General features: G+C 71.9%; 15 protein-coding genes, 1 tRNA gene, 1 other RNA gene and 1 pseudogene. 9 read left to right on the top strand and 9 right to left on the bottom strand.

Features of this window, described 5'->3' with window-relative positions; all coding sequences use genetic code 11:
• Window positions 1-55: 55 nt before the first annotated feature.
• A complete protein-coding gene (locus F9278_RS22930; protein ID WP_226966873.1) occupies window positions 56-1,447 on the bottom strand; it encodes a cation:proton antiporter in 1,392 nt (463 codons plus the stop codon).
• A 7-nt stretch (window positions 1,448-1,454) separates the two neighbouring features.
• A complete protein-coding gene (locus F9278_RS22925) occupies window positions 1,455-1,940 on the bottom strand; it encodes a cation:proton antiporter regulatory subunit (protein WP_193241593.1) in 486 nt (161 codons plus the stop codon).
• 635 nt (window positions 1,941-2,575) lie between these two features.
• Here F9278_RS22925 and F9278_RS22920 point away from each other — a divergent pair.
• The gene (locus tag F9278_RS22920; RefSeq protein WP_152170011.1) at window positions 2,576-3,001 is read left to right on the top strand and encodes a hypothetical protein; all 426 of its coding nucleotides are present in this window, start codon (window positions 2,576-2,578) and stop codon (window positions 2,999-3,001) included.
• Window positions 3,002-3,329: 328 nt separating this feature from the next.
• Here F9278_RS22920 and F9278_RS22915 read toward each other — a convergent pair whose 3' ends face one another.
• Window positions 3,330-4,565 carry an SWIM zinc finger family protein gene (locus F9278_RS22915; RefSeq protein WP_226966872.1) on the bottom strand — a complete coding sequence of 412 codons (1,236 nt, stop codon included), beginning with the start codon at window positions 4,563-4,565 and terminating at the stop codon, window positions 3,330-3,332.
• A complete protein-coding gene (locus F9278_RS22910) occupies window positions 4,562-7,354 on the bottom strand; it encodes a DEAD/DEAH box helicase (RefSeq protein ID WP_152170010.1) in 2,793 nt (930 codons plus the stop codon). Before F9278_RS22910 ends, F9278_RS22915 begins: the two co-directional genes overlap by 4 nt.
• A gap of 298 nt (window positions 7,355-7,652) precedes the next feature.
• Here F9278_RS22910 and F9278_RS22905 point away from each other — a divergent pair, with 298 nt between their 5' ends.
• From F9278_RS22905 to F9278_RS22895, 3 genes are all read left to right on the top strand, one after another.
• Window positions 7,653-7,931, top strand: a complete 279-nt coding sequence (locus F9278_RS22905; protein ID WP_152170009.1) for a calcium-binding protein — start codon at window positions 7,653-7,655, stop codon at window positions 7,929-7,931.
• A 118-nt stretch (window positions 7,932-8,049) separates the two neighbouring features.
• Complete coding sequence (locus F9278_RS22900; protein ID WP_152170008.1) at window positions 8,050-8,298, top strand: hypothetical protein; 249 nt, start codon at window positions 8,050-8,052, stop codon at window positions 8,296-8,298.
• On the top strand, window positions 8,295-8,696 hold the full coding sequence (locus tag F9278_RS22895) for a PIN domain-containing protein (protein ID WP_152170007.1): 402 nt from the start codon (window positions 8,295-8,297) through the stop codon (window positions 8,694-8,696). Before F9278_RS22900 ends, F9278_RS22895 begins: the two co-directional genes overlap by 4 nt.
• Before the next feature lie 492 nt (window positions 8,697-9,188).
• Here the strand turns inward: F9278_RS22895 and F9278_RS22890 are convergent, their stop codons facing one another.
• From F9278_RS22890 to F9278_RS22880, 3 genes are all read right to left on the bottom strand, one after another.
• Complete coding sequence (locus F9278_RS22890) at window positions 9,189-10,610, bottom strand: ATP-binding protein (RefSeq protein WP_152170006.1); 1,422 nt, start codon at window positions 10,608-10,610, stop codon at window positions 9,189-9,191.
• Window positions 10,611-10,846: 236 nt separating this feature from the next.
• Window positions 10,847-12,130 carry a helicase-associated domain-containing protein gene (locus F9278_RS22885; RefSeq protein WP_152170005.1) on the bottom strand — a complete coding sequence of 428 codons (1,284 nt, stop codon included), beginning with the start codon at window positions 12,128-12,130 and terminating at the stop codon, window positions 10,847-10,849.
• Between the two features lie 29 nt (window positions 12,131-12,159).
• Window positions 12,160-12,888, bottom strand: coding sequence for a hypothetical protein (locus F9278_RS22880; RefSeq protein WP_152170004.1), 729 nt, complete (start codon window positions 12,886-12,888; stop codon window positions 12,160-12,162).
• 227 nt (window positions 12,889-13,115) lie between these two features.
• On the opposite strand from F9278_RS22880, the gene F9278_RS22875 reads away from it, so the two are divergent.
• On the top strand, window positions 13,116-15,452 hold the full coding sequence (locus F9278_RS22875) for a 2OG-Fe(II) oxygenase (protein WP_152170003.1): 2,337 nt from the start codon (window positions 13,116-13,118) through the stop codon (window positions 15,450-15,452).
• Window positions 15,453-15,454: 2 nt separating this feature from the next.
• On the opposite strand, the pseudogene F9278_RS22870 reads toward F9278_RS22875, so the two are convergent.
• Window positions 15,455-15,680, bottom strand: a pseudogene (locus F9278_RS22870) (transposase); the annotation flags it as partial.
• Between the two features lie 283 nt (window positions 15,681-15,963).
• Window positions 15,964-16,048: transfer RNA gene (locus F9278_RS22860), tRNA-Ser, on the bottom strand.
• A gap of 119 nt (window positions 16,049-16,167) precedes the next feature.
• On the opposite strand from F9278_RS22860, the gene ffs reads away from it, so the two are divergent.
• From ffs to F9278_RS22840, 4 genes are all read left to right on the top strand, one after another.
• Window positions 16,168-16,264: signal recognition particle sRNA small type (gene ffs / locus F9278_RS22855), an RNA gene on the top strand.
• 99 nt (window positions 16,265-16,363) lie between these two features.
• Window positions 16,364-18,820, top strand: a complete 2,457-nt coding sequence (locus F9278_RS22850) for a DNA polymerase III subunit gamma and tau (protein ID WP_152170002.1) — start codon at window positions 16,364-16,366, stop codon at window positions 18,818-18,820.
• Window positions 18,821-19,072: 252 nt separating this feature from the next.
• Window positions 19,073-20,326 (top strand): phosphoribosylamine--glycine ligase, encoded by a 1,254-nt coding sequence (purD, locus tag F9278_RS22845; RefSeq protein ID WP_152170001.1) that lies wholly within the window; start codon window positions 19,073-19,075, stop codon window positions 20,324-20,326.
• Window positions 20,327-20,905: 579 nt separating this feature from the next.
• Window positions 20,906-22,990 (top strand): hypothetical protein, encoded by a 2,085-nt coding sequence (locus F9278_RS22840; protein WP_152174056.1) that lies wholly within the window; start codon window positions 20,906-20,908, stop codon window positions 22,988-22,990.
• Window positions 22,991-23,151 lie beyond the last annotated feature (161 nt).

Below are 23,151 nucleotides of genomic sequence, written 5' to 3'. Positions count from 1 at the left end.
CCCCCTGCTCCCTGCCCCCTGCCCTTCGTCCCTTGCCCCCTGTGGCCCTGTCCCCTCAAGCTCGGTCGGCCGCGCCCACTGCCGTACCGTCCCCGCCGGATGCGCCCTCCCCTGCCCCGGCCCCTGCCTCTCCCGATCCACCCTCACTCAATCCACCCTCACTCAATCCGCTCTCTCCCGATCCGCTCTCTCCCGATCCCGTCGTCGCAGGTCGGTGCAGGCGGTCGGTGAGCCACATCCCCACCGGTTCGGTCCAGCGGGCGGTGAGTGGGCCGACGATGACGAGGATGAGGACGTAGGCGGTGGCGAGGGGGCCGAGGGAGGGTTCGATGCCGGCGGTGACGGCGAGTCCGGCGATGACGATGGAGAACTCGCCGCGCGCGACGAGCGTGCCGCCCGCCCGCCAGCTCCCCTTCGCGGAGATCCCGGCCCGGCGCGCGGCCCAGTAGCCGGTGGCGATCTTCGTGAGTGCGGTGACGACGGCCAGTACCAGCGCGGGCAGCAGCACGGGCGGAATGCTGGCGGGGTCGGTGTGCAGCCCGAAGAAGACGAAGAAGACCGCGGCGAACAGATCCCGCAGCGGCGCCAGCAGACTGTGCGCGCCCTCGGCGACCTCACCCGACAGCGCGATGCCGACGAGGAACGCGCCGACGGCCGCCGACACCTGCAACTGCTGCGCGAGCCCGGCGACGAGGAGCGTCACCCCCAGCACGACGAGCAGCAGTTTCTCGGGGTCGTCGCTGGAGACGAAGCGGGAGATGTGCCGCCCGTAGCGGACGGCGACGAGGAGGACGATCCCGGCCGTACCGAGCGCGATGGCCAGGGTCACGCTGCCGGCCGCCAGACCGGCCCCGGCCAGCAGCGCGGTGACGATCGGCAGATAGACGGCCATGGAGAGGTCTTCGAGGACGAGGATGCTCAGGATGACCGGGGTCTCGCGGTTGCCGAGCCGCCCGAGGTCGCCGAGGACCTTGGCGATGACGCCTGACGACGAGATCCAGGTGACTCCGGCGAGGACGACGGCGGCGACGGGTCCCCAGCCGAGGAGCAGGGCCATGGCGGCGCCGGGGAGGGCGTTGAGGGCGGCGTCGACGAGTCCGGCCGGGTACTGGGTCCTGAGGTTGGAGACGAGATCGCTGGCCGTGTATTCGAGGCCGAGCATGAGCAGCAGCAGGATCACGCCGATCTCGGCGCCGATCGCCACGAACTCCTCACTGGTCCCCAGCGGCAGCAGCCCGCCCTCCCCGAACGCCAGCCCGGCCAGCAGATAGAGCGGTATGGGCGACAACTGGAACCGCCCCGCGAACCGCCCCAGCAGCCCCAGCCCGAGGATGATCGCGCCGAACTCGACGAGGAACACGGCGGAGGAGTGCGAGGCGGACTCGGCGGCGGCCTGAGCGGAGACGGCGCCGGGGGCGGAGAGGGCGCCGGAGACGGAGACGTACATGAACCGCTCACTCCCGCCCGAGTATCGCGGCGGCCGTCTCCACGCCTTCCCGGGTGCCGATCACGATGAGCGTGTCACCGCCGGCCAGCCGGAAGTCCGGCGTCGGCGACGGAATCGCCTCGGCCCGCCGCAGTACGGCCACGATGGACGCGCCCGTCTCGGTCCGCATCCGGGTGTCGCCCAGCACGCGCCCGTTCCAGTGCGAGGTCGACGCCAGCTCGATCCGCTCCGCGACCAGCCCCAACTCCGTGGTGGACAGCAGATTCGGGCTGTGGTGGTCCGGTGCCAGCGCGTCGACGAGGGCGGTCGCCTCCCCCGACGTCAGCCGCAGCGACAGCGCGCACGCGTCCGGATCGTCCTGCCGGTACGCGCTCAACGTCCGCGCACCGTCCCGATGAGCGACCACCGAGATCCGCCGCTGCTCCCTGGTCGTGAGGTCGTAGCGGACCCCGATACCCGGCAACGGCGTACTGCTGAGGCGCGGAGCACCCACGGCTGGCCCCCTGTCTGATTCGGATATGTCGTCGGACAACCGTCGGTGCCACCCTAACGAGACCCCGAAAACCCTCCACCGCCCCCGAGACCACCGATCGACCACGGCGCCCGCCGATCGACCACGGCGCCCGCCGATCGACCACGGCGCCCGCCGACCGACCACGGCGCCCGCCGACCGACCACGACGCCCGCCGACCGACCACGACGCCCGCCGACCGACCACGGCGACCGCCCACAGACCCTGACCGACGGTTCACCGTCCCCCCGACCGCGAGACCAACCTCCGATGGAACAATCCCCCTTCGACCAATCCCCCTTCGACCAACCCCCGGCCCCGGCCCCAAACCCGGATCGGCCGCACCACGCCCCGCCCCGAGGGCTGACCGGACCGAAAGGACCCACCACCATGACCCCCACGGGTGTCCCCCCGACCCCCGCGGCGGACGCCCCGCCGAAGCACGGCGGCGACACCCCCACGAGCCATGGCCCGGCCGCCCTGGCCCCCCGCACCACGAAGGCGATACCCATCCCCCTCCAGCTCCAGGTGCCTTCCCGAACGAGCCGGACCGCCGTGACCTCCGTGACTCCCAGGACCCCCGAGGCGCAGGTGTCCGAAACCCCCGGAGGGCGTCCGTGATCCAGTGGGTGTCCCTGGGGAGCGGCCCCCGCCCGGTCCCCCAGCCCGTGGCCACGCCCCTGGTGTGGGCCACGGCCTTCGGGGGTGCGATGGCGTTGGTGGCCGTGCACAACGCGCTGGTCGGAACGGACCGCCCCGGCCTGGCCCTGGTCGCGCTGTCCCTGCTCGCCGCACTCCTCGGCGCGTACGCCCGCTTCACCGCGGCCCCGGGCACGGCAGCCCTGTGCTGGCTCTTCCTCAACGGTTTCGCCATCCCCCCGGCAGGCGTCCTGACCTGGACCAACCCGCGCGACACGGTCTGGCTGGTCTGCCTCCTCACCGCGGCCCTGACCGGCACCACCCTCGCCCGCCTACTCCAGGCCCGAGCCGCCTACCGCCGCCTCACCACCCCCGAGCCTTCGGACCGGCCCCCACCCCACTGACCACGACGCCCACCACCCGGCCGCAACAACCAACGTCGAAGGGCCCGTGAACGGTGGGGCCCTTCGACGTATTGCCCGGTGAGAGCAATGGCGGAGGATACGAGATTCGAACTCGTGAGGGGTTGCCCCCAACACGCTTTCCACATGTTCGTCTGGGGGTTCCGGGGCCTACGGCAACGTCCTGACCTGCGGTGCAGCTGGTCCTGGCGGGGGCTCTGAACGGTGCTGTGCGCCGATGAACGCAACCAGAACCGCAACCACGGAAGTGGAGCAGTGTGAGTGTGTCCAGCTTCTGCTCGTGGTTCCTGGTCAACGGGGAGTCGCCTCCTTACTCCCCGTTCTGCGACCAGGCCGAGGTGAGCGCGGTGACCGGGTCACTGTCGGCTGGTGCCGCGGGCCACCATTCGCCGTCGTCGTTCTGGAGGAAGGGGTACCAGCGGGCGTCGGGGCCCAGACGCAGCTGGATGCCGTGGTGGGTGAGGGTGAGGCGGTTGCGCCAGGTTCTGAGGTGTGTGGGGGAGTCGGTCATCTCGGCGAGGGCCGCGTCCAGGGCGGTGCGGGCGGCCTTCATCACCGTCGGGTCGGGGGCGTAGGGCTGTTCGGCGACGGTGATGCCCGTGGGGCCGCCGTGGCGCCAGGCGCGGGTGAGGCGTGCGAAGGCAGTGGGTTTGGTGCCGGTGTTCTGGATCAGGTGGTGGAACCACTCGGGTCCGGGGTTGCTCGCGGCGATGCGGACGGCGTCCTGGTACTGGGTCAGGTGCAGGTCGGCGGTGTCGCCCGCGAGGAGCCGGGCGGCGCGCGCGGTGGCGTGGGCCATGAGGCGTTCCAGGTCCGCGGCGGCCAGGCCGGTGCCGGGTGGCGGGGCGAGGGGCAGCGCTGTGGTGTGGGCGGTGGGTTCCGGGAGTTCGGGCAGTTCGGGGGGCTCTTCGGCCCAGCGGGCGTACGCGGCGGCGGCCGGGGTGCCGGCAGGTGCCGGTGGGGCGGCGGTCTCCAGCGCTGCCGTACGGCGTGCGCGTAGCTGGGCGAAGACCTCCTCGCGACCGCGGCCGCGCAGCGCGAAGAGCACGAACGGGTCGGTGTCGATGGTGGCGGCGATGGCGTAGCAGAGCGCGGCGGCGTGCTTGCAGGGGTATCCCCAGTCGGGGCAGGAGCACTCCGGATCGAGCTCGGTGGGCAGTGGGAGCAGTGGGACGCCTGCGTGCCGGGCGTCGTCCACGAGTTCGGCGGGCATCTCGTTGTCGAGAAGTGCCGCGCGATGTCCGGCGCGGGCCGCGATCGTGTCGAGCAGGGTGTCCCACTGAGGGTCGGTGAGGACGGGCAGGTGGACGGCGGAGCGGTAGGGGCGGGGCCTGCTGCCCTGGACGGCGGCTTTGACCTGGCCGGGGGCGATGGTGACGGCGCCGACCATGCCCTGGCGGGCGTAGGTGCGTCCGCGGGACAGGCGCCCCGAGTCCAGCGTGGAGTCCTCCAGGGCCGTCACCCATGCCTGGCCCCACCAGGTCGCGGCGAAGGTACGCCTGCCGCGAGCGGGCGCGCGGCGCTGGCCGGGAAACGAAGGGCTCATGTCTGCCTCCCCAGGGCGACGAGTTCGGCGAGGTCGGCATCGGACAGTTCGGTCAGGGCGGCCTCACCGGAGCCGACGACGGCGTCGGCGAGCGCGCGCTTGGACTCGAGAAGCTTCGCCACCTTGTCCTCCACGGTGCCCTCCGCGAGGAGTTTGTGGACCTGTACGGGCTTGTCCTGGCCGATGCGGTAGGCGCGGTCGGTGGCCTGGTCCTCGACGGCGGGGTTCCACCAGCGGTCGTAGTGCACGACGTGAGTGGCGCGGGTGAGATTGAGTCCGGTGCCCGCGGCCTTGAGGGAGAGCAGGAACACCGGCACCTCGCCGCGCTGGAAGCGGTCCACCATCTCCTCGCGCGCGGTGACGGGGGTACCGCCGTGCAGGAAGAGAGTGGGGACTCCTCGCTCTGCGAGGTGCTTCTCCAGCAGGGTCGCCATCTGCTTGTACTGGGTGAAGACCAGCACCGACTCGCCCTCGGCCGTGATGGTGTCGATCAGTTCGTCGAGCAGGTCGAGCTTGCCGGACCGGCCGCGCAGGGGTGTCGACTGGCGCAGGTACTGGGCGGGGTGGTTGCAGATCTGCTTCAACGCGGTGAGGAGCTTCAGAACCAGACCGCGGCGGGCGATGCCCTCGGCTTCGGCGATCTTCGTCATGGTTTCGCGGACCACTGCCTCGTACAGGCTCGCCTGCTCGGCCGTCAGCGGGACGACGCGGTCGGTTTCGGTCTTGGCGGGCAGCTCGGGTGCGATGCCCGGGTCGGACTTCCTGCGGCGCAGCAGGAACGGGCGGACAAGACGGGACAGCCGGTCGGCAGCTTGTGGGTCCTCGCCCGACTCGATCGCTCGGGCATGCAGGTCGCGGAAGGCCGTGAGCGGGCCGAGGAGTCCGGGGGTGGTCCAGTCGAGGAGCGCCCACAGTTCGGAGAGGTTGTTCTCCACGGGGGTGCCGGTGAGGGCGACCCGGGCGCGGGCGGGCAGGGCACGCAGCTCACGGGCGGTGACGGCGTAGGGGTTCTTGACGTGCTGGGCCTCGTCGGCGGCGATCAGCGACCATGCGTGCTCGGTGAGGGTCTCCCGGTCGCGGCGCAGGACGCCGTAGGTGACCAGGACGATCTCGTCATCGGCGAGGTCCTTCAGGTGGCGGTCGCCGCCGTGGTAGCGGCGCACGGGGATGGAAGGCGCGAACCTGGCGGCCTCGCGCTGCCAGTTGCCGAGCAGAGAGGTCGGGCAGACGACGAGCGTGGGGCCCGCGGTGGCGGGGTCGCTCTGGCGGTGCAGGTGCAGAGCGAGCAGGGTGATGGTCTTGCCCAGGCCCATGTCGTCGGCGAGACAGCCGCCGAGGCCGAGTGCGCACATCTCGGCCAGCCAGGCCAGGCCCCGCTTCTGGTACTCGCGCAACGTGGCCTCGAGCGCGGCGGGCTGGGGCGCGGGGGTGCGGGACTCGGGATCGCGGATACGAGCGACCAGGTCGCCGAACGCACCGACCGCCGCACAGGGAACCCGGTCACCGTCCCGCTCGGCCTCGCCGGTCAGCGCGGCGCCGAGCGCCTCCATGGGGGTGAGCGGTTCCATCCGGCGGCGCTTGGCGCGGGCCACCAGCTTCGGGTCGGCGAGCACCCACTGGTCGCGAAGCCGGACGAGGGGACGGCGTGACTCCGCGAGAGCATCCATCTCGGCCTCGGTGAGCGGCTCGCCGCCGAGGGAGACCTGCCAGCGGAAGTCGAGGAGGGCCTCGGTGTCCAGCAGGCCGCCCGCGGTGGAACCGGGGGCGGTGCGCTGCCCGATCTCCGCGGTCGCGGTGAGCGCCTTGACCAGGTCGCGCGGCCAGTGCACGTCGACACCGGCCGCGAGCAACGCGTCCGTGGCGTCCCCGAGGAGATCGAAGGCTTCGTCGTCGGTCAACCGGAGCTGATCGGGAGCGGCATCGTCGAGCAGCCTCCGCAGCGGGGGCCAGGCGCGGGCGCAGCGGCGCAGGGCGAGAAGGGTCTCGGTCTCGGCGCGCGGGCCGAGTAGCCGCTCCACCTCGGCCGGCTCGCTCCAGAGTCGTGCGGCCTCGATGACGAGCGCCGGGTCCGCCGCGGTGTGCAGTTGCAGGACGGCCCGGAACTGCCGTCGGCGTCCTTCGGGTACGTCGACGCGCAGGGAGACACTGACGTCGGCGGTGAGCGCCGCCTGGGTCTCCTCGGCCCATTCACGCAGGGCGGGCACGGCGCGGGCTTCGCGCCAGGCGTACGGCAGCGCCCCCATGGCGAGCGGCGCGGCCGGCGTACGGACCAGATCATCGGCGACCGCGTCGCAGAACTGCCGTACCAGCGCGGCCGGTTCGGCGATCCGTACCGGAGCGGGGCCAGGCTCGGGCAGGCAGTGGGCGTGGGGCGGGAAGGCGGCGGCCAGGGCGTCCAGCGCCTGGCGCTGGGCGGCGGTGAAGGGACCCACCTGCCAGGTGTCGTAACCGGCGGGGGTGAGGGCCGGGTGGAGGCGGCCGTCGGCGAGCAGCCGCAGCGCGAAGCGAGTGGCGGCCTGCCAGGCGGCGCCCGAGGGATGCGTCGGCTCCGCATCGACCAGGGCGGAGACAGCGACGGCGACAGGCACCACGTAACCCTCCACCTTTCGCCGCCTGACCGAACGGCCGTGCGGCAGAACCAGCTCCACCACCTCGGTCTCAAGGCCGGTGGGCGCCATACTGTCCCCGGCTGCTGCCCCGGTCGGCTTCCACAGCAGCAGCCGCCCGAGGCGGGCGGGCTCACCGGGCAGGAAAACCGCCGCCCAGCCGGCGCCGAGCAGCTCCCTCACGAAGGCGGATGTTTCCTGCCGGGCCAGCGGCGGTGCGCTCCTCGCGCCCGTACTCGGCTCTCGTACGACGACTCGTGCCACTCTCTTCCGCCCTGTCGCTTGCCGGACCCTCCCCTGGGCCGCGGACCACCTAACCCCACCAGGCAACGTCACACGCTGGCAACCGCGAGCCTCGGCTTGACTGCTGGCGACGGCGCCACGACGGATAAGCCGCTGCTGAACAACCGGTCCTCAACCCTACGGTGCAGCGCTACGGTGAGGCCATGGCAGCACCTGCGCCCCAGCCGCGCTGGAGGCGTTGATCGAAGAGGCCACCGTCGACGCCTACGGCGAGGATGAGCAACTCACCGGCTTCTTCACGATGATCGAGGAGACCCTTGCCGTGCCGTTCACCACGACAGTTCTCGGCGTCGAGGTGAGCGTGGTCGGTGGCGATCTGGCCAAGGACGGGCGCGTGGTCGCACGCTGCGCCCGGGAATCGGTCCGACAGGACATCGGAATTCTGGACCTGCCCCTGCCGGAACCCGCCCCCGAGGGCTGGCAGTGGATCGAGGCGTACCGCTACTGGGCCCGATGAACTGGCGAGTCGTACAGCTGAGCCCCCGCTGGAAGGGACGGTCGCCCCGACTGCCGCTGACCGGACCGGCTGCGGAAAGGGGAGGAAATGGCGTGCATACCGAAGTATGCTTGCCGCCATGGCTGACACCACACGTATCACGGTGACACTCCCCACCGAGCAGGTGGCGGAGCTGAAGAAGATCACGGACAACATCTCCGGCTATGTGGCCGAAGCGGTTGCCAGGCAGATCCGGCACCAGCTCCTGGGGGCCGATCTGCGCAGCCACACGGACGAGTACGGGGCCTTCAGTGAGGAAGAGCTGGCCGAGGCGCGAGCGCGGATCTTCGGTACGACGCAGGCCGCCGGTGGCGCGAGCGCCGCGTGAGCGGGCACATCGAGACCGTCGTCCTGGACAGCGAAGGGCTGTCGGCCTGGGTGGCGCAGGACCGGAAGGTTCTGGCGATGTTCCAGGTGTTCCACGACATCGGAGCGGACCTTGTCGTCAGCGCCAACACCATCGTGGAGGTGAGCCACGCCAGGGTGAACCTGCCCCGACTGCAATGGGCGCTCTCCCGGGTCAAGGTGGAGCCGATCACGGAGGCGGCGGCCAAGGCGGCGGCCCAACTGCTCAAGGGCGCCGGTCTGCACGGCCACAAGTACGCGATCGACGCCACCGTCGCGGAAGCGGCCTTGCGTCAGCCTGGCCCGGTCGCCATCCTCACGTCGGACGCCGATGACATGACCCGACTGTGCGGCAGCAAGGTCCGGATGATCGGGCTATGACCGCGACATCGTCCCGGGATCATGGACAGATCCGCATGGATCCGCCGAGAAAGCCAGAGTCGCCGCAGGCCGGCCCGCGATGGGTGAATCAGGCATCGACGGATGCGGGGCATGGCCGCGTTCGGTGTCAAAGCTCCTCAGGGTCTGCGCCGGTCGCCCCGTAGGACGCGGGCGTGCGCCTTTCCTGCTCGAGGATGTGTCCTAAATGTCACCTATAAATGCAACCGAAACTGCAACCAGGGCACGCCGAAGAGCCGGACCACAATGAGGGGTCCGGCTCTTCGTTTCGCCTGTTCAGGCGACTGCGGAGGATACGAGATTCGAACTCGTGAGGGGTTGCCCCCAACACGCTTTCCAAATGTTCGTCTGGGGGTTCGGGGTGGGTCGGGGGCGTTCTGACCTGCGGTGCAGCAGGGTCGGGTGGGGCTTCCGGACGGTGCCGTACACCAGTGAATGCAACCAGAACCGCAACCACAGGAGTGCAGCCGTTGCTCACGCCCTGCGCCAGGCGCTGAGCAGGTCCTCGGGGCCGTACACCGCCTGAAGGCCGGAACAACCGACCCCGCTGCGGGAGACCGCCACGAGCGGTACCGGCTCGTCGGTGATCGCCGCCCGGTGCTTCTGCAGCGCGGCCAGATCGTGGTTGTCGAACGCGGAGTTTTCCAGCCACTTGACCGAACCGAGAAAGAGCAACTGCTTGGCCACCGGCTGCCGGTCGGCGCCCACCAGGTCGATTTCGACGTCGTTGCTGCGGGTCCAGTACCCGCCGATCGCTGGAGCGGCGGGCAGGTCCTCGTCCGGCAGGAGCCGGGCGAGGGATTCCCGGACGAGAGGTTCGATCGCGCGGCCACGCCAACTCGTCCACTGCTCCTTGATCCGGCTCAGCGTGAGATCTCCCCGCATCCGCTCGATCTCCGCCATGTGCGGATCCAGAAATGCGAGCCAGAACCGGAGATAGGGGTCAGCCACGCGGTAGCGGCGTTCCTTCGACGGCCTCAGTGAGAGCGGCAGCTCGGCGGCCACGACCCGTTTCTCGGTCAGGACGTCCGTGGCTCGGGTGAGAGTCGTGTGGGCGATGCCGCCGGCCGCGCGCGCGATGTTGGTGAAGGTTCGCTCCCCGCTTCCGATGGCCCGCAGTACCTCCCTGCTCATCGCCTGCGGTGGAAACTCCGCGGCCAGTGAGCGCTCGGCGGAGACCAGCAAAGCGGAGATCGGGTTGTCCAGCGAGTCGCCCAGGAACTCCCAGACATCCGTTCCGGCCTGCCACTCGGCGCAGATCAGTGGAAGACCGCCCGTGATCAGGGCGGCGTCGAACGCGGCCGCCGGAGACAGGCCGAGCATCTCGCCGATGTCGGCCGGGTTCAGGGGCCCCACGACCATTTCCCGGCCCCGCTGGTGAAAGGGGCGGTCGTAGCTGTTCAGCGCCTCCATCATCGACAGATCGGACCCGACCAGGAGGAGAAGCACCGGCTTGCGGCTGAGCAGGCGGTCCCATGCCCGCTGGAGCATGCCCTCGAAGGCGTCGATGCGGTCCATGAGATAGGGAACTTCGTCGATGACGATCACGCTCGGGCTGTCGTCGGGAAGGATCTCCGCAAGCAGCCTGAACGCCGCGTTCCACTGTTCTGGAGCCTCCTCCGTGAACAGTTCCCGTTCCGGGAGGGTGGATCTGGCGACGGCGTCGAGCAGTTCCGTCAGCTCGTCCTCCGCGGTGCCGCCCGCCGCGGTGAAGAAGAGGTACGGCACCTCGGTGCGCCGAAGGAACTCTTCGACGAGGCTGGACTTGCCGACCCGCCGTCTTCCCCGCATGAGGATGCACTGCCCCGGTTTCGCCGCCCCGACGGCATCGTGAACCACCTGCAAGGCGTTGCCGAGCACGTTCAGCTCGCGGTCCCGCCCGATGAAGCGATGCATGGCAAGCCTCCCGATGGTAATAGTCTCGGCAGGGATACTATCTCCATCGATACCATCTATCTCCCTATTGGTGCGGTTCGCTCATGACGCTGTGGATGCGGGAGAGAGTGAAGACGCGCTCGCCGCTCTGAGGCAGGGCAGGTCGAGCACGAGGCGGCTGAGGGTGCGTACGGGCCGGTTGCCGGAGGCGGCGATGTACTCGACCGTGATGGCCGCACCGGTGGCGATGGCGTGTGTCAGCCGACGGGGTAACCCTGGGCAAGGGCGGACCTGCGGAATGCGGGGAGCTTGTCGAGGGGGACGGCGAGGTGGCGTTCGCCGAGGCGGGTGCAGTGGGCGCGGGTGCGGCGGTCAGTGGCGAGGAGGGCCGCGACGGCGGGGTCCGCGCACTCGATGAGATGCACTGGCCCGGTGTCACGGACCTGGCCGACGCGGCGGGTGGCATCGTCCAGGAGCGTGGTGACCGTCTGCGGGAGCGGACCAGCGGCGGCCTCCAGATGGCGGCGGAGTTCGGCGAGGTCGCGGCCTGTGCCGACGGCGGTGAGCAGTGAGGCGGAGGTCAGGGACCACACTCGGTCGCCGGTGCGCTCGGCGAAGGCGTCGAGGAGAAGGATCTCGGCGGGGGCGAGTCCGTCGAGGGCCACCACGTCGTGGTTGGGGAGGACCTTCAGGCCGCCGGAATCCTTCGGGGCGGTGTCGGCCGGTGCGAGGGTGGGGATGTAGGTGGCGGTCTGCCCGGTTGCGTAGGCGCCGAGCGGGTTGAGGCGGAGGGCGAGGAGGCCGTCGTAGCGGCTGATGCAGTCGGTCCAGTCGGCGCCCCAGTTGTCGCGGTAGTCGTCGCGGGCGCCCACCGGCGGCTGGTAGTCCACGTCGATCAGGCCGAGGACCGCGGCGTACTCGAAGAACACGGCGAGGGTGTAGCGGCCTTGGAGGAGTTCCCAGTTGTGGAACCCGTCGTAGCCGAGGCTGCCGTATTCGGGGTCCTCCAGGTAGAGCTTCCACAGGGCGCGCTCGGTGCGGGCGATCCTGGGATCGTGACCTGCCTTGCGCATGGTGCGGAAGAGCGTGTCGACGTCGGTCCACTCACCGGGTGTGCAAGCGGCCAGGGCCGCGCCGACCTGGGCTCGGCGAGGCTTGACGGCGGTGAGGACGTTCGCCGCGCGTTGGCCCTTGATCGCTTCGACGCGGGAGAACTCGTCGATCACACCGTGGCTGAGCCAGCGCCGCCACAGCAGGGCGAGCGTGTCGTATGCCGGTTTGGTCAGCGCCGCCCTGCCGCGTGCGGTCAGCGCGAGTTTTCCGGAAGCGAGTTCGGCGAGTCCGCCGGCCTGGAGCAGCAGCGGCCAGGCGAAGGCCGCGATGGGTTCCTCGGCGTAGAAGTCGCCGGCGCCGAGCGCTTCCGCGACCGCCTTGACCGTCGCCGCGGACGGACGGAGTGTCTTCTCGCTGCAGCGCAGTCGGCCTGCCGCGCACAGTTGGAGCACCGCCCGAAGGTTGGCCTGCGCCTCGTGCTCGGTCATGCGTACCTGACGCTCGTCCCGGTCGCCGGTCACATCGATCCCGTCCCCACGACGTAGTCGTAGTTGCCGGCGCCGCAGGTGCGCTCCAGCGTCCCTACGATCTTCCGGGCGTCGTCGCGTGGGCCGTTGATGTAGAACGGCTTGCCCTGGCGGCCGAAGCCGACCTGCGGGGCCGCCGGGCCGGGCTCACCGAGGTGTACGGAGACCTGCGCGAAGTCCGGCCCGGGCTCGAAGCCGAGGGTGCGGGCGTAGGCCACACCACCGTGCACGATGCTCTGCGCCTGCTCCAGACCGATCCGCAGCGGAGGTCGGTCGAACGCCCGGTAGTAGTCGCGTACGTAGGCGTCCAGCGATCCTCCGCCCATCACCTGAGGGCCGACGGTGTCCTTGACGCCGAGGCAGTAGACGTCGACCAGGAACCCGCAGACGGTGACCCGGCTGGCGCGTTCCTGACGGGCGATCAGGACCTGGGCGAAACCGGCGACCCCGGGATCCCCGGCGCCCTCGTCGTCCGCGCGCGCCCAGTCAGGGGCCGCGGACAGCTCCAGGTCCGTGCTCCAGTCGGCGCTCACCCAGCAGCCCACCACCGGGCGCGCGGCCGGCGCGGCCGTGCTCTGCTGTTCGTGGGCCACCTGGCGCACCAGCGCGCCGGCCCGGGCCGGTTTCAGCCCGAGGGCCCGTGCGATCTGCTTCGGTCCGCTGCCCTTCTCCCGCAGCGACCGTACCTGGGAAAGCAGTTGAGCGTCGTCGTCGTACACGGGGCCATTGTTCCGCAGCGCCGGGGCGTCAGGTGCGGGGGTCGGCTGTTCTCCTCGTCCCTGGATGAGTGACGTGCGGGAGCACGCGGGCCCGAACCAGGTGTTTCCGGGCCGCCCGTCCGTGCCGGGGAAGGCGTTCCCGTACGGGTGAGACGGCCACCCGCGGTCCCGCTGCTCCGTAGAGTCGGGGCAGGCGGCACGGCCGTGGGAACAGGGAGGGCGGAGTGATGACCAAGAGTGCGAGGGAGCGGCTGGGCGTGCTCCTCGGAGGTGCGAAGGCGGCGGAGTTCAGCGCCCGGCTCGAAGCACCGGCGGACGGCGTCCGCCTTGAGGTGGTCGGGGTCGGACCGGTGCGTCTGCCGCTGCGCGCGCCGCAGGTGAAGAAGCTGATCGCGGTGGCGCGTCCGGCGCTGTTCGGCCGGGGGGAGGACACCCTGAGCGACAGCAGTGTGCGCGACACCTGGCAGATCCCGCCGGACCAGGTCACGCTGGGCGGCCCGGCCTGGCCGACGCTGCTCGACGGCGCGCTGGAGTACGTCCGGGACGAGCTCGGGCTGCCCGCGCCGACTCGGCTCAGGGCCGAGCCGCACGCGCTCCTCGTGTACGGCAAGGGGCAGTTCTTCCTCCCCCACCAGGACTCCGAGAAGGACGACGCCATGGTGGGCACGCTGGTGCTTTCACTGCCCTCGGCGCACACCGGCGGCGAACTGGTCATCGGGCACGCCGGGCAGAGCCGGACCTACCGTGCGTCGAGGACGGAGCTGAGCCTGGTGGCCTTCTACGCCGACTGCCCGCACGAGGTGACACCGGTCAGGAGCGGCTACCGGGTGACCCTCACGTTCAACCTGCTGGCCGAGCGAGGGGCCCCGGAGCGGGAGTCCGGTCCGCTCGACGACCTGGCGCACTGCCTGGAGCAGCACTTCAACGCACCAGCCAGGCCGCGCTACGGCGGCCAGCACCTCGATCCGCCCCGTCGTCTCGTCTACCTGCTCGATCACGAGTACACCCAGCGGGGTCTCGGCTGGGACCGGCTCAAGGGCGCCGACGCGGAGCGTGCCGCGCTGCTGCGCGCCGCGGCGGCCCAGGCGGGGTGCGAGACGGTACTCGCCCTCGCAGAGGTGAAGGAGACCTGGGACGCCACTCCGGCCGGATACGACCCCTGGGACGACTACGGCTACGACGAGGAGGAGGGAGAGGAAGAGGGGGAGGAAGCAGCTGCGGTCGACGGCGCGGGCGCCGACGAGGACTACGAGCTCGGCGAGCTGGTCGACGACGAGATCACCCTCGGCTGGTGGACCGGTCCGGACGGCGCCGACGGCGAGGAGATCGCGCTCTACGTCCGCGACTACGAGAGCTGCGCCAGTACCCCGAGTGCTGACCTGAAGCCCTATGACTCCCAGTACGAGGGCTACATGGGCAACTACGGCAACACACTGGACCGCTGGTACCGGCGGGCCGCGGTCGTGGTGTGGCCACGGGAGCGGGCCTTCGCGGCGCGCGGCGAGGCCGGATCGCGGTGGGCACTGGAGGAACTGCAGGCCCGTATCACCACGGGTGACCGGGACGGCGCACGCGCCGCGGCCGAGTCCCTCGCGCCGTTCTGGAAGGGCAGTGGTGTACAGCCCGGGCAGCTGGGGAGCGCGCTGCGGGTGGCCGAGGGCCTTCGGGCGCCCGGGACCGCCGCGATGCTCCTTGAGCCGTTCCGGGTCGACGCGCTCACTCCGGAACACGCGGACGACCTGGCCGCAGTGGCGAAGCGGTACGGCGTCCCGTGGCTGGGCCGGGTCACCGAGGGCTGGTTCGGCGGCGCGCGGAACCGCTTCGAGGAACACCGGTACGACTGGACCGAGCGGCTTCCCCAGCTGTGCGCGGCGCTGCGCTCCGCCCGGAGCCCGGCGGCGGCCCAGCTGCTGTTGACCGGGGCCTGGACCCAGGTGGACGGTGAGCTGCGGCTGTGGGCCGCAACCGGGCCGGCCGAGATCCGCCGCGCGCGGTTGGAGCGGCTGAGCCTGCCACTGCTGCGCATCCTGGAAGCGGTCGACGAGCAGCTGCTCGGCCGGATCATGGCAGCGTTGCGTTCCTGCCCGGACACGGTCCTGGAGTGCCTGCTGCCGATGCTGCGCCACGCGGCGCGGGAACAGACGGAGGGCGAGCCCCGGACGGCCGGCCTCGCGGCGGTGGCACGGGAGTGCGGGGACCGGCTCGGCGCGCTCGCGCGCCGGGCGCCACGTGCCGCGGACGACTGGTCGGTAGCGTGGACCGGGTGCGGCTGTGAGCTGTGCGGCACCCTGGGTGCGTTTCTCGGCTCCCGGTCGCGGCGGACGCTGGAGTGGCCGCTGGCGAAGGACGGGCGGCGGCACGTGCACAGCAGGATCGACACGGCCGAGCTGCCCGTAAGTCATGTGACCAGGAGGCAGGGACGCCCGTACACGCTGGTGCTGACGAAGACCGAGGAGCTGTTCACGCGCGAGCGGGCGACCCGCCGTCAGGCCGGAGCCGACCTGGCCTGGCTGGCCTCGACATGGGACCTTTCCGACGAGGTCGGAGTTGACGCGAGGCCGTGACACGAGGCGCGGGGCGCCGGAGCGACGCCGGCGGAGAAGGCCGCCAGGGCGTCCGGCGAGGCGAACTCCTCCCAACCGCCGCCGACGGCCGCGAGGAACTCCGCGTCCAGGACGGCGCCGATGCCGGGGACGCTCTGGGCTGTCAGCGAGTTCGTGTTCGCGAAACGGGCCTTCGACGAGCTTGTCCAACTCAGTGATCTGCTCGTTGAGGGCCATCACTTCCCTGGCCGGGTCGGCGACTACCGCGTTGTCTACACCGCTGAAGACCGTCAGCTGATCGTGTGGGTCCTGGCCGTCGGCAACCGCCGCGACATCCACCGCCAAGTTCCATGGGACCTCCGCAGTGCAGGCCGGTGCCGACTGCCCGCCGGGGGTCGCGGCGTGCGCCTGCCTGTCCGTAGAAATGTCCTTAATTCCGCCTGTGAACGCAACCAAAACTGCAACCAACGCACACCGAAGAGCCGAGCCACAATCGTGGCTCGGCTCTTCGTTTCGCCTGTTCAGGCGGCTGCGGAGGATACGAGATTCGAACTCGTGAGGGGTTGCCCCCAACACGCTTTCCAAGCGTGCGCCCTAGGCCTCTAGGCGAATCCTCCGCCAGGAACATTACATGACGTCGAAGGGTGGTTGCGAACCCGTTCGAGGTGGGGTGATCAAGGAGGGCGGTGGGGGTGGAGAGGCGGGACGGCGGCCGTCCGGGATCGGGTAGGCTGGGCTCAGCCCCTCACGCGGCGCTATCTGACTGAACTCCCCCAGGGCCGGAAGGCAGCAAGGGTAGGTTGGCTCTGGCGGGTGCGTGAGGGGTCTTGTGCGTTCGGGCCCGCTCGTCGTCCCAGTCAGTTTCCCGGTCGGCGTCCCCGTCTCGTCCCGGCCGGTCCGTGTTGTCAGTGGGCGCCTATAACCTCGTATGCGTGTCGTCTCTCGCGCTGTACCGCCGTTATCGCCCGGAGTCGTTCGCCGAGGTCATCGGGCAGGAGCATGTCACCGACCCGTTGCAGCAGGCGCTGCGGAACAACCGGGTCAATCACGCGTACCTGTTCAGCGGGCCGCGCGGATGCGGGAAGACGACCAGCGCGCGCATCCTCGCCCGCTGTCTGAACTGCGAGCAGGGGCCCACTCCGACGCCGTGCGGAGAGTGCCAGTCCTGCCAGGACCTGGCACGCAACGGACCGGGTTCGATCGACGTCATCGAGATCGACGCGGCCTCGCACGGTGGTGTGGACGACGCCCGTGAGCTGCGCGAGAAGGCCTTCTTCGGACCCGCGAGCAGCCGGTACAAGATCTACATCATCGACGAGGCCCACATGGTCACGTCGGCCGGTTTCAACGCGCTGCTGAAGGTCGTCGAGGAGCCGCCGGAGCACCTCAAGTTCATCTTCGCGACCACCGAGCCCGAGAAGGTCATCGGCACGATCCGGTCGCGTACGCATCACTATCCGTTCCGGCTCGTACCCCCCGGCACGCTCCGCGAGTACCTCGGCGAGGTCTGCGGCAAGGAGAAGATCCCGGTCGAGGAGGGGGTTCTGCCCCTGGTCGTGCGCTCCGGGGCCGGGTCCGTGCGTGACTCGATGTCCGTCATGGACCAGCTGCTGGCCGGTGCGACGGACGAGGGCGTGACCTACGCCATGGCCACGTCGCTGCTCGGTTATACGGAAGGGTCGTTGCTCGACTCGGTCGTCGAGGCCTTCGCCTCGGGGGACGGGGCCGCGGCCTTCGAGGTCGTCGACACCGTCATCGAGGGGGGCAACGACCCGCGGCGGTTCGTCGCCGACCTGCTGGAGCGGCTGCGGGACCTCGTGATCCTCGCCGCCGTGCCCGACGCCATCGACAAGGGCCTCATCGACGCCCCCACCGAGGTCCTGGAGCGGATGCGCGCCCAGGCCGGCGTCTTCGGCGCCGCCGAGCTCAGCCGCGCCGCCGACCTCGTCAACGAGGGCCTCACCGAGATGCGCGGCGCCAACTCGCCCCGCCTCCAGCTCGAACTGATCTGCGCCCGCGTACTCCTCCCCGCCACCTACGGCGACGAACGCTCCGTCATGGCCCGCCTGGACCGCCTGGAGCGCGGGGTGAACTTCTCGGGCGGCGGCCCCGGCCCCGCCATGGGATACGTGCCGGGCCCCGACGCGCACGGGGGAGCGGCCGTCGTCGCCCCACCCATGGGCATGCCCCCACAGGCCCCACACGTCCCGCAGGTCCCGCAAGGCGCACCGGCCGCGCAGGTTCCGCCCGGCGGCGGACCCGCGGCTGCTCGCGCCGCGGTCCGGGGAGCCGGAGGCGGAGGCGCGAGCACCCCCGGTCCCGCCGCGGGTCAGGCTCCGGGTTCCGACGCGTACGGTGCCGGGGGCGCCGCCGGTGGACAGCCGGGCCCCGGCCCGGCGGCTCCCCCCGCCCCGCCGCACGAGCCCGCCCCGGCCCCGGCCGCCACCACCGGCGCTCCGACCGCCCCACCCACGGCTCCCGCGCCCGCCCCCGCGCCCACGAACCAAGGCGCGAGCCCCACGCCCCCTCCCCACCCCAACGCGCCCGGCGGTGCCGCCCCCGGCTCCTGGCCCACCCCGGCCGCCGCGGGCAGCGGACGTCGACCCGGCGGGTGGCCGACGGCCGCACCCGCCGGCGGTGGCCCCGCACCCGGGACCCCGGCCGCGCCCGCCCCCTCGGGCCCACCTCCCGCGTACGCCCAGCCCGCCCCCCCGGCGGCCCAGGCTCCCGCCGCGTACAACCCGGCCCCGGGCGGCCCCGACCCCCGCACGCTCTGGCCGAACATCCTGGAGACGGTCAAGAACCGCCGCCGCTTCACCTGGATCCTGCTCAGCCAGAACGCCCACGTCGCCGGATTCGACGGCACGACCCTGCAGATCGGCTTCGTCAACGCGGGCGCCCGGGACAACTTCGCGAGCAGCGGCAGCGAGGACGTCCTGCGGGCGGCCCTGGCCGAGCAGTTCAACGTGCACTGGAAGATCGAGGCCGTCATCGACACATCGGGTGGCTCGGCCTCACCGGGTGCCCCGGGCGGCTACGGATCTCCGGCACCGGCCGCCGGTGGCTACGGCGGCGGTGGCTACGGAGGTGGCGGCGCCGGCGGTGGCTACGGCGGCTCCCCGGCCCCGGCCTCCCGTCCCGCCGCGCCCCAGGCCTCGGCTCCGGCGGCCCCGCGTCCGGCATCCCCTGGCCCGTCCGAGCCCCACCAGTCGACCCAGGCCGCTCGGCCGACCGCCCCGCCACCGCCCCCCGAACCCCCGCCCGTCTCCCCCGAGGACGACACCCCCGAGGACGACGACCCCGACCTCGACGAGTCCGCCCTCTCGGGCCACGACCTGATCGTGCGCGAACTGGGCGCGACGGTGGTCGAGGAAATCGCGAACGAGTGACCGAGCAGGACGAGTTGACCGAGCAGGACGAGCCAGGACGAGCAGAGGGCGTAGAGCACAGCCGTACGGCGGCGCGTCACGACAGCGCCCGACCGTCCCCCTCATCCCTCCCTCCCTCCCTCCCTCAATCACTCACTCCCTCACTCACTTCATCTCTCACCCCCGCCTTCGTACGATCCAACGAACCCCCGCCGTCCCACTCCTCGGAAGCCCGCACAAAGCCCCCCGCCCCCTGCGGCTAGGCTGGCCCCTGTGAAGGTCCTCGTCATTGGTACCGGTGCTCGTGAGCACGCGCTGTGCCGTTCGCTGTCCCTCGATTCCGACGTCACCGCACTCCACTGCGCGCCAGGCAACGCGGGCATCGCGGAGGTGGCCGAACCGCACGCGGTCGACGCGCTGGACGGCGCCGCCGTGGCCGCGCTGGCCACGCGGCTGGAGGCCGATCTCGTGGTCGTGGGCCCGGAGGCCCCCCTGGTCGCGGGTGTCGCGGACGCCGTGCGCGAGGCGGGCATCCCGGTGTTCGGCCCGTCCGGCGAGGCCGCGCAGCTGGAAGGTTCCAAGGCCTTCGCCAAGGAGGTCATGGCCGGGGCCGGCGTCCCCACCGCGCGTTCGTACGTCTGCACGACCGCCGAGGAGATCGACGAGGCCCTGGACGCCTTCGGCGCGCCGTACGTCGTCAAGGACGACGGGCTCGCGGCCGGCAAGGGCGTCGTCGTGACGGCGGACCTCGCCCAGGCCCGTGAGCACGCGCTCGCCTGCGGCCGGGTCGTCATCGAGGAGTTCCTCGACGGCCCCGAGGTCTCCCTCTTCGCCATCACCGACGGCGTGACCGTCCTCCCGCTCCAGCCCGCGCAGGACTTCAAGCGCGCGCTCGACGGCGACGAGGGCCCCAACACCGGCGGCATGGGCGCGTACTCACCGCTCCCGTGGGCCGACCCGAAGCTGGTCGACGAGGTTTTGCAGACCGTGCTGCAGCCGACGGTCGACGAGATGCGGCGCCGCGGCACCCCGTTCTCCGGACTGCTCTACGCGGGCCTGGCGATCACCGGTCGAGGCGTACGGGTGATCGAGTTCAACGCCCGGTTCGGCGACCCGGAGACGCAGGTCGTCCTCGCCCGCCTCAAGACCCCGCTGGCCGGCGTCCTGCTCGCCGCCGCCAACGGCTCCCTCGGCGACCTCGAACCCCTCCGCTGGAGCGGCGACGCCGCCGTCACCGTGGTCGTGGCCTCGCACAACTACCCCGGCACGCCGCGCACCGGCGACCCCATCACCGGCCTCGACGAGATCGCCGCCGTGGACGCCCCGCACGCGTACGTCCTGCACGCCGGCACCAAGCGCGCCGGTGACGATGTCGTCAGCGCCGGTGGCCGCGTCCTCTCCGTCACCGCCACCGGCAAGGACCTGACCCAGGCCCGCGACCGCGCGTACACCGCCGTCGCCCGCATCGGCCTCGACGGCTCCCAGCACCGTACGGACATCGCGGCGAAGGCGGCGGCCGAGGTGTGACCGTCCGTGGCGCGCCCGTCCGTGGCGCGCCCGTCCGTGGCGCGCCCGGCTGACGCCCGGCCGCCCAAGCCCGGCCGCCCAAGCCCGGCCGCCCAAGCCCGACCGCCGTCCGGTCCCGCCGTACGCACCGCCAGGTGTCGCCGGGCGCCGCCATGCACCGCCACGCATCCGCACACAACCGAACACACCCACCCCCTTCGCCGCATCCGCATGCGAAGCATCACCAACGGGTACGAACCCCAGGCCCCGGAATCCCTCGGAGACCTCCAGGAACCACTGGAGAACCGGTCGGAATCCGGGGCCCGATCCTTGCCCAGCGTCATTCACCTCTCCCCATAGCCATTCCATCGAGTGAGCGATGGCCCATCCGGCTGACGGCGGCCGGGGCCCCAACTAGGGTGCGGCGCAAGTGTTCCGGCACTTGGCCCACCGGCATTGCGATGTCAGTGGTGGGTGCCACAGTGGGGGAGTGAGCAACGTCAGGGCGTTCGGCGGCGACCACTGCGACGAGCAGTCGGCGCAGGCGTCGCGGTGTGCGCCGCACGGGACAGCAGGGGGTGACGTCGGGTCGTGACCGGTATGGCAGGTGGTGAGGAGGCGGGCGCGCAGGCCGCGCGCTCCCGGGCCCTCGCCGTGCTGCGTGTCCGCAGCAGGGCGCTGGCCGTGGCGGTGCTGCCCGCGGCCGTCGCGGTCGTCCTGCTGGTCGGTGGGTCGACCGGCCATCTGACCGGGCCCGGCTGGTCCATGGCCGGCTGGGTCGTGTCGGGCATCGCCGCCGTCGTGCTGCTGGCCGCCGCGGGCATCGCGCTCGTCGTCGCCCGCGCCCGGCCCGCCGTGAGCCCGACGGTCTCGATCACCGAGGAGGCCGCGCCCGATCTCTACCGTCTGGTCCGGGACCTGGCCGACCGCCTCGACGTCCCGGCCCCCTCCGCGATAGCGCTCACCCCGGACTGCGACAGCTGGCTGGAGGACCGCACCCACCCGGCCCACAACACGTCCGCTCCGTCCCGCCCCGCCGATGCCCTGGCAGACGGGGCAGCCGGGACCGACGAGATGGCGGACGCCCGCGGATCGTCGCCCGGCCCACAGCCCCATCTGCGGTCCGGCCCACAGTCCGATCTGCGGTCCGGTGCGGAATCCGGCCTCTCCTCCCCTCGGCGGCACCGCGCGCCCACCGCCCCGGTGCTCGTCATCGGCTCGCCGTTCCTGTGGTGGATGCGGGTCGGCGAGCTACGAGCGGTGCTGGCACCGGTCGTCGCGGGTACGGGCCCGTCGGCGCACCCGGACATAGCCGCGGCCCGCCGTTTCGTACGCGGCCTGGACGCCGCCGTGGCCGTCACCTCCGCCCCGAGCGGCCCCCTCGTCCGTACGGTCCTGGCCGGCGTCGGCTGGGTGACCCGGCTGCTGCTGCGCGGCTGCCGGGGGCACGCGGCCGAGATGGAGCGTGGGGTAGCCGCCGCGGCGGCCGAGCGCGCACAGGCTGTGGACTACGGTCTGCGGATCGTCGCCCAGGAGCAGGTCGGCCTGGCCTACGCGGGCTGGGACCGGCTGCTCACCCGGGTCGCGCTGCCCGCCTGGCGGATGGGCCGCTGGCCGTCCCGTCTGGACGCGGGTGTCGTCGCCGCGCTCACGGAGCTGTCCCGCCGCGATCGCCTCGCCGAGGGCTTCGCCTCCCGGCTCGGCGAGCGCCCGGCCTGCGACCTCCTCGAAGAACCCGGCACGGTCGACGAGGCCGCGTCCCTCCTCGCCGCCCGTCTCTTCCACGGCGGCCCGGCCGAGCCCGGCCCCGACTGGTCCCCGGTCGACTGGCACGAGTACCCGGACGAGGTCGTCGACCGCAAATGGCGCACCGACGCGGCCCGCCTCCACCGCGTCCTCGACACCCTGGGCGTCCGCCACACCACGAGCGACCCGACCACCGACCCCACCGGCCCGACCCCCCACGGCCCCACCCTGTCCCGCGTACTGAGCCATCTGACCACCACGCACCAGACCCCCGGAACCGCCACCGGACCCCTCCCCGCGGCCTCGCACGACTCCCACGATCACGAACACGAGCCCGACCTGACCGAGACCCCGGCCCGGCACCAGATATCCCCTCTCGACGGCGACGGCGACGGCGACGGCCCCGACCCCGGCCCTGGTCACGACGGCGGCCCCGCCAAAGTCGCTGACCCCGGCATCGACGGAAACACCGACAATGACAATGACAATGACAATGACAATGACGACGACGAACCCGGCCTCACCAACCCCCACTCCGCCGCCCTCGCCGCCGCGCTGACCGCCGAGCTGGCGCGGGAGGAGGCTGCGGCCCCGCCCGCCGCACCCACCGCGACCGGCGGAGCCGAGACGCAGGGCCCGGACCGGGCGTTCTGGGACGACGGGCTGCTGCCCCTGTTCCCGATGCAGCCGCCCCGCACGGGCCGCGAGCTGCTGACGGAGCACGTCGCCGCGATGGTCTGCTGCGCGGCGATGGACACGGCGGGCGCGACCCCGGGCCTGGACTGGCTGGACGGCCCCTCCCTCCTCGTCGACGGAGTACGGGCGGCCGACCTGGCCCCCCGGGTCCTGACCCTCGTGGAGGACGGCGACCCGGCCCCCCTCCGCGACTGGCTCCGCCGCCTCGGGGTCCGCCCGGAGAAACCGGTCCGCCTGGTCTGATCGCCGCCTCCTCGCCCTCACCCCCGACCACTCACCACCCCCGACCACCCACCACCCCCGACCACCCACCACCCCCGACCACCCACCACCAGCCGCCACCGACCACCAGCAACAACCCACCGACCACCACCCACGACCGCCCCCTCGCTCACCCGCTGACC

The organism is Streptomyces phaeolivaceus, assembly GCF_009184865.1.
In the GTDB taxonomy this organism is placed as follows: Bacteria; Actinomycetota; Actinomycetes; order Streptomycetales; family Streptomycetaceae; genus Streptomyces; species Streptomyces phaeolivaceus.
The sequence above is the reverse complement of the archived record's forward strand: the minus strand, read 5'-3'. Positions and strand labels throughout refer to the sequence as shown.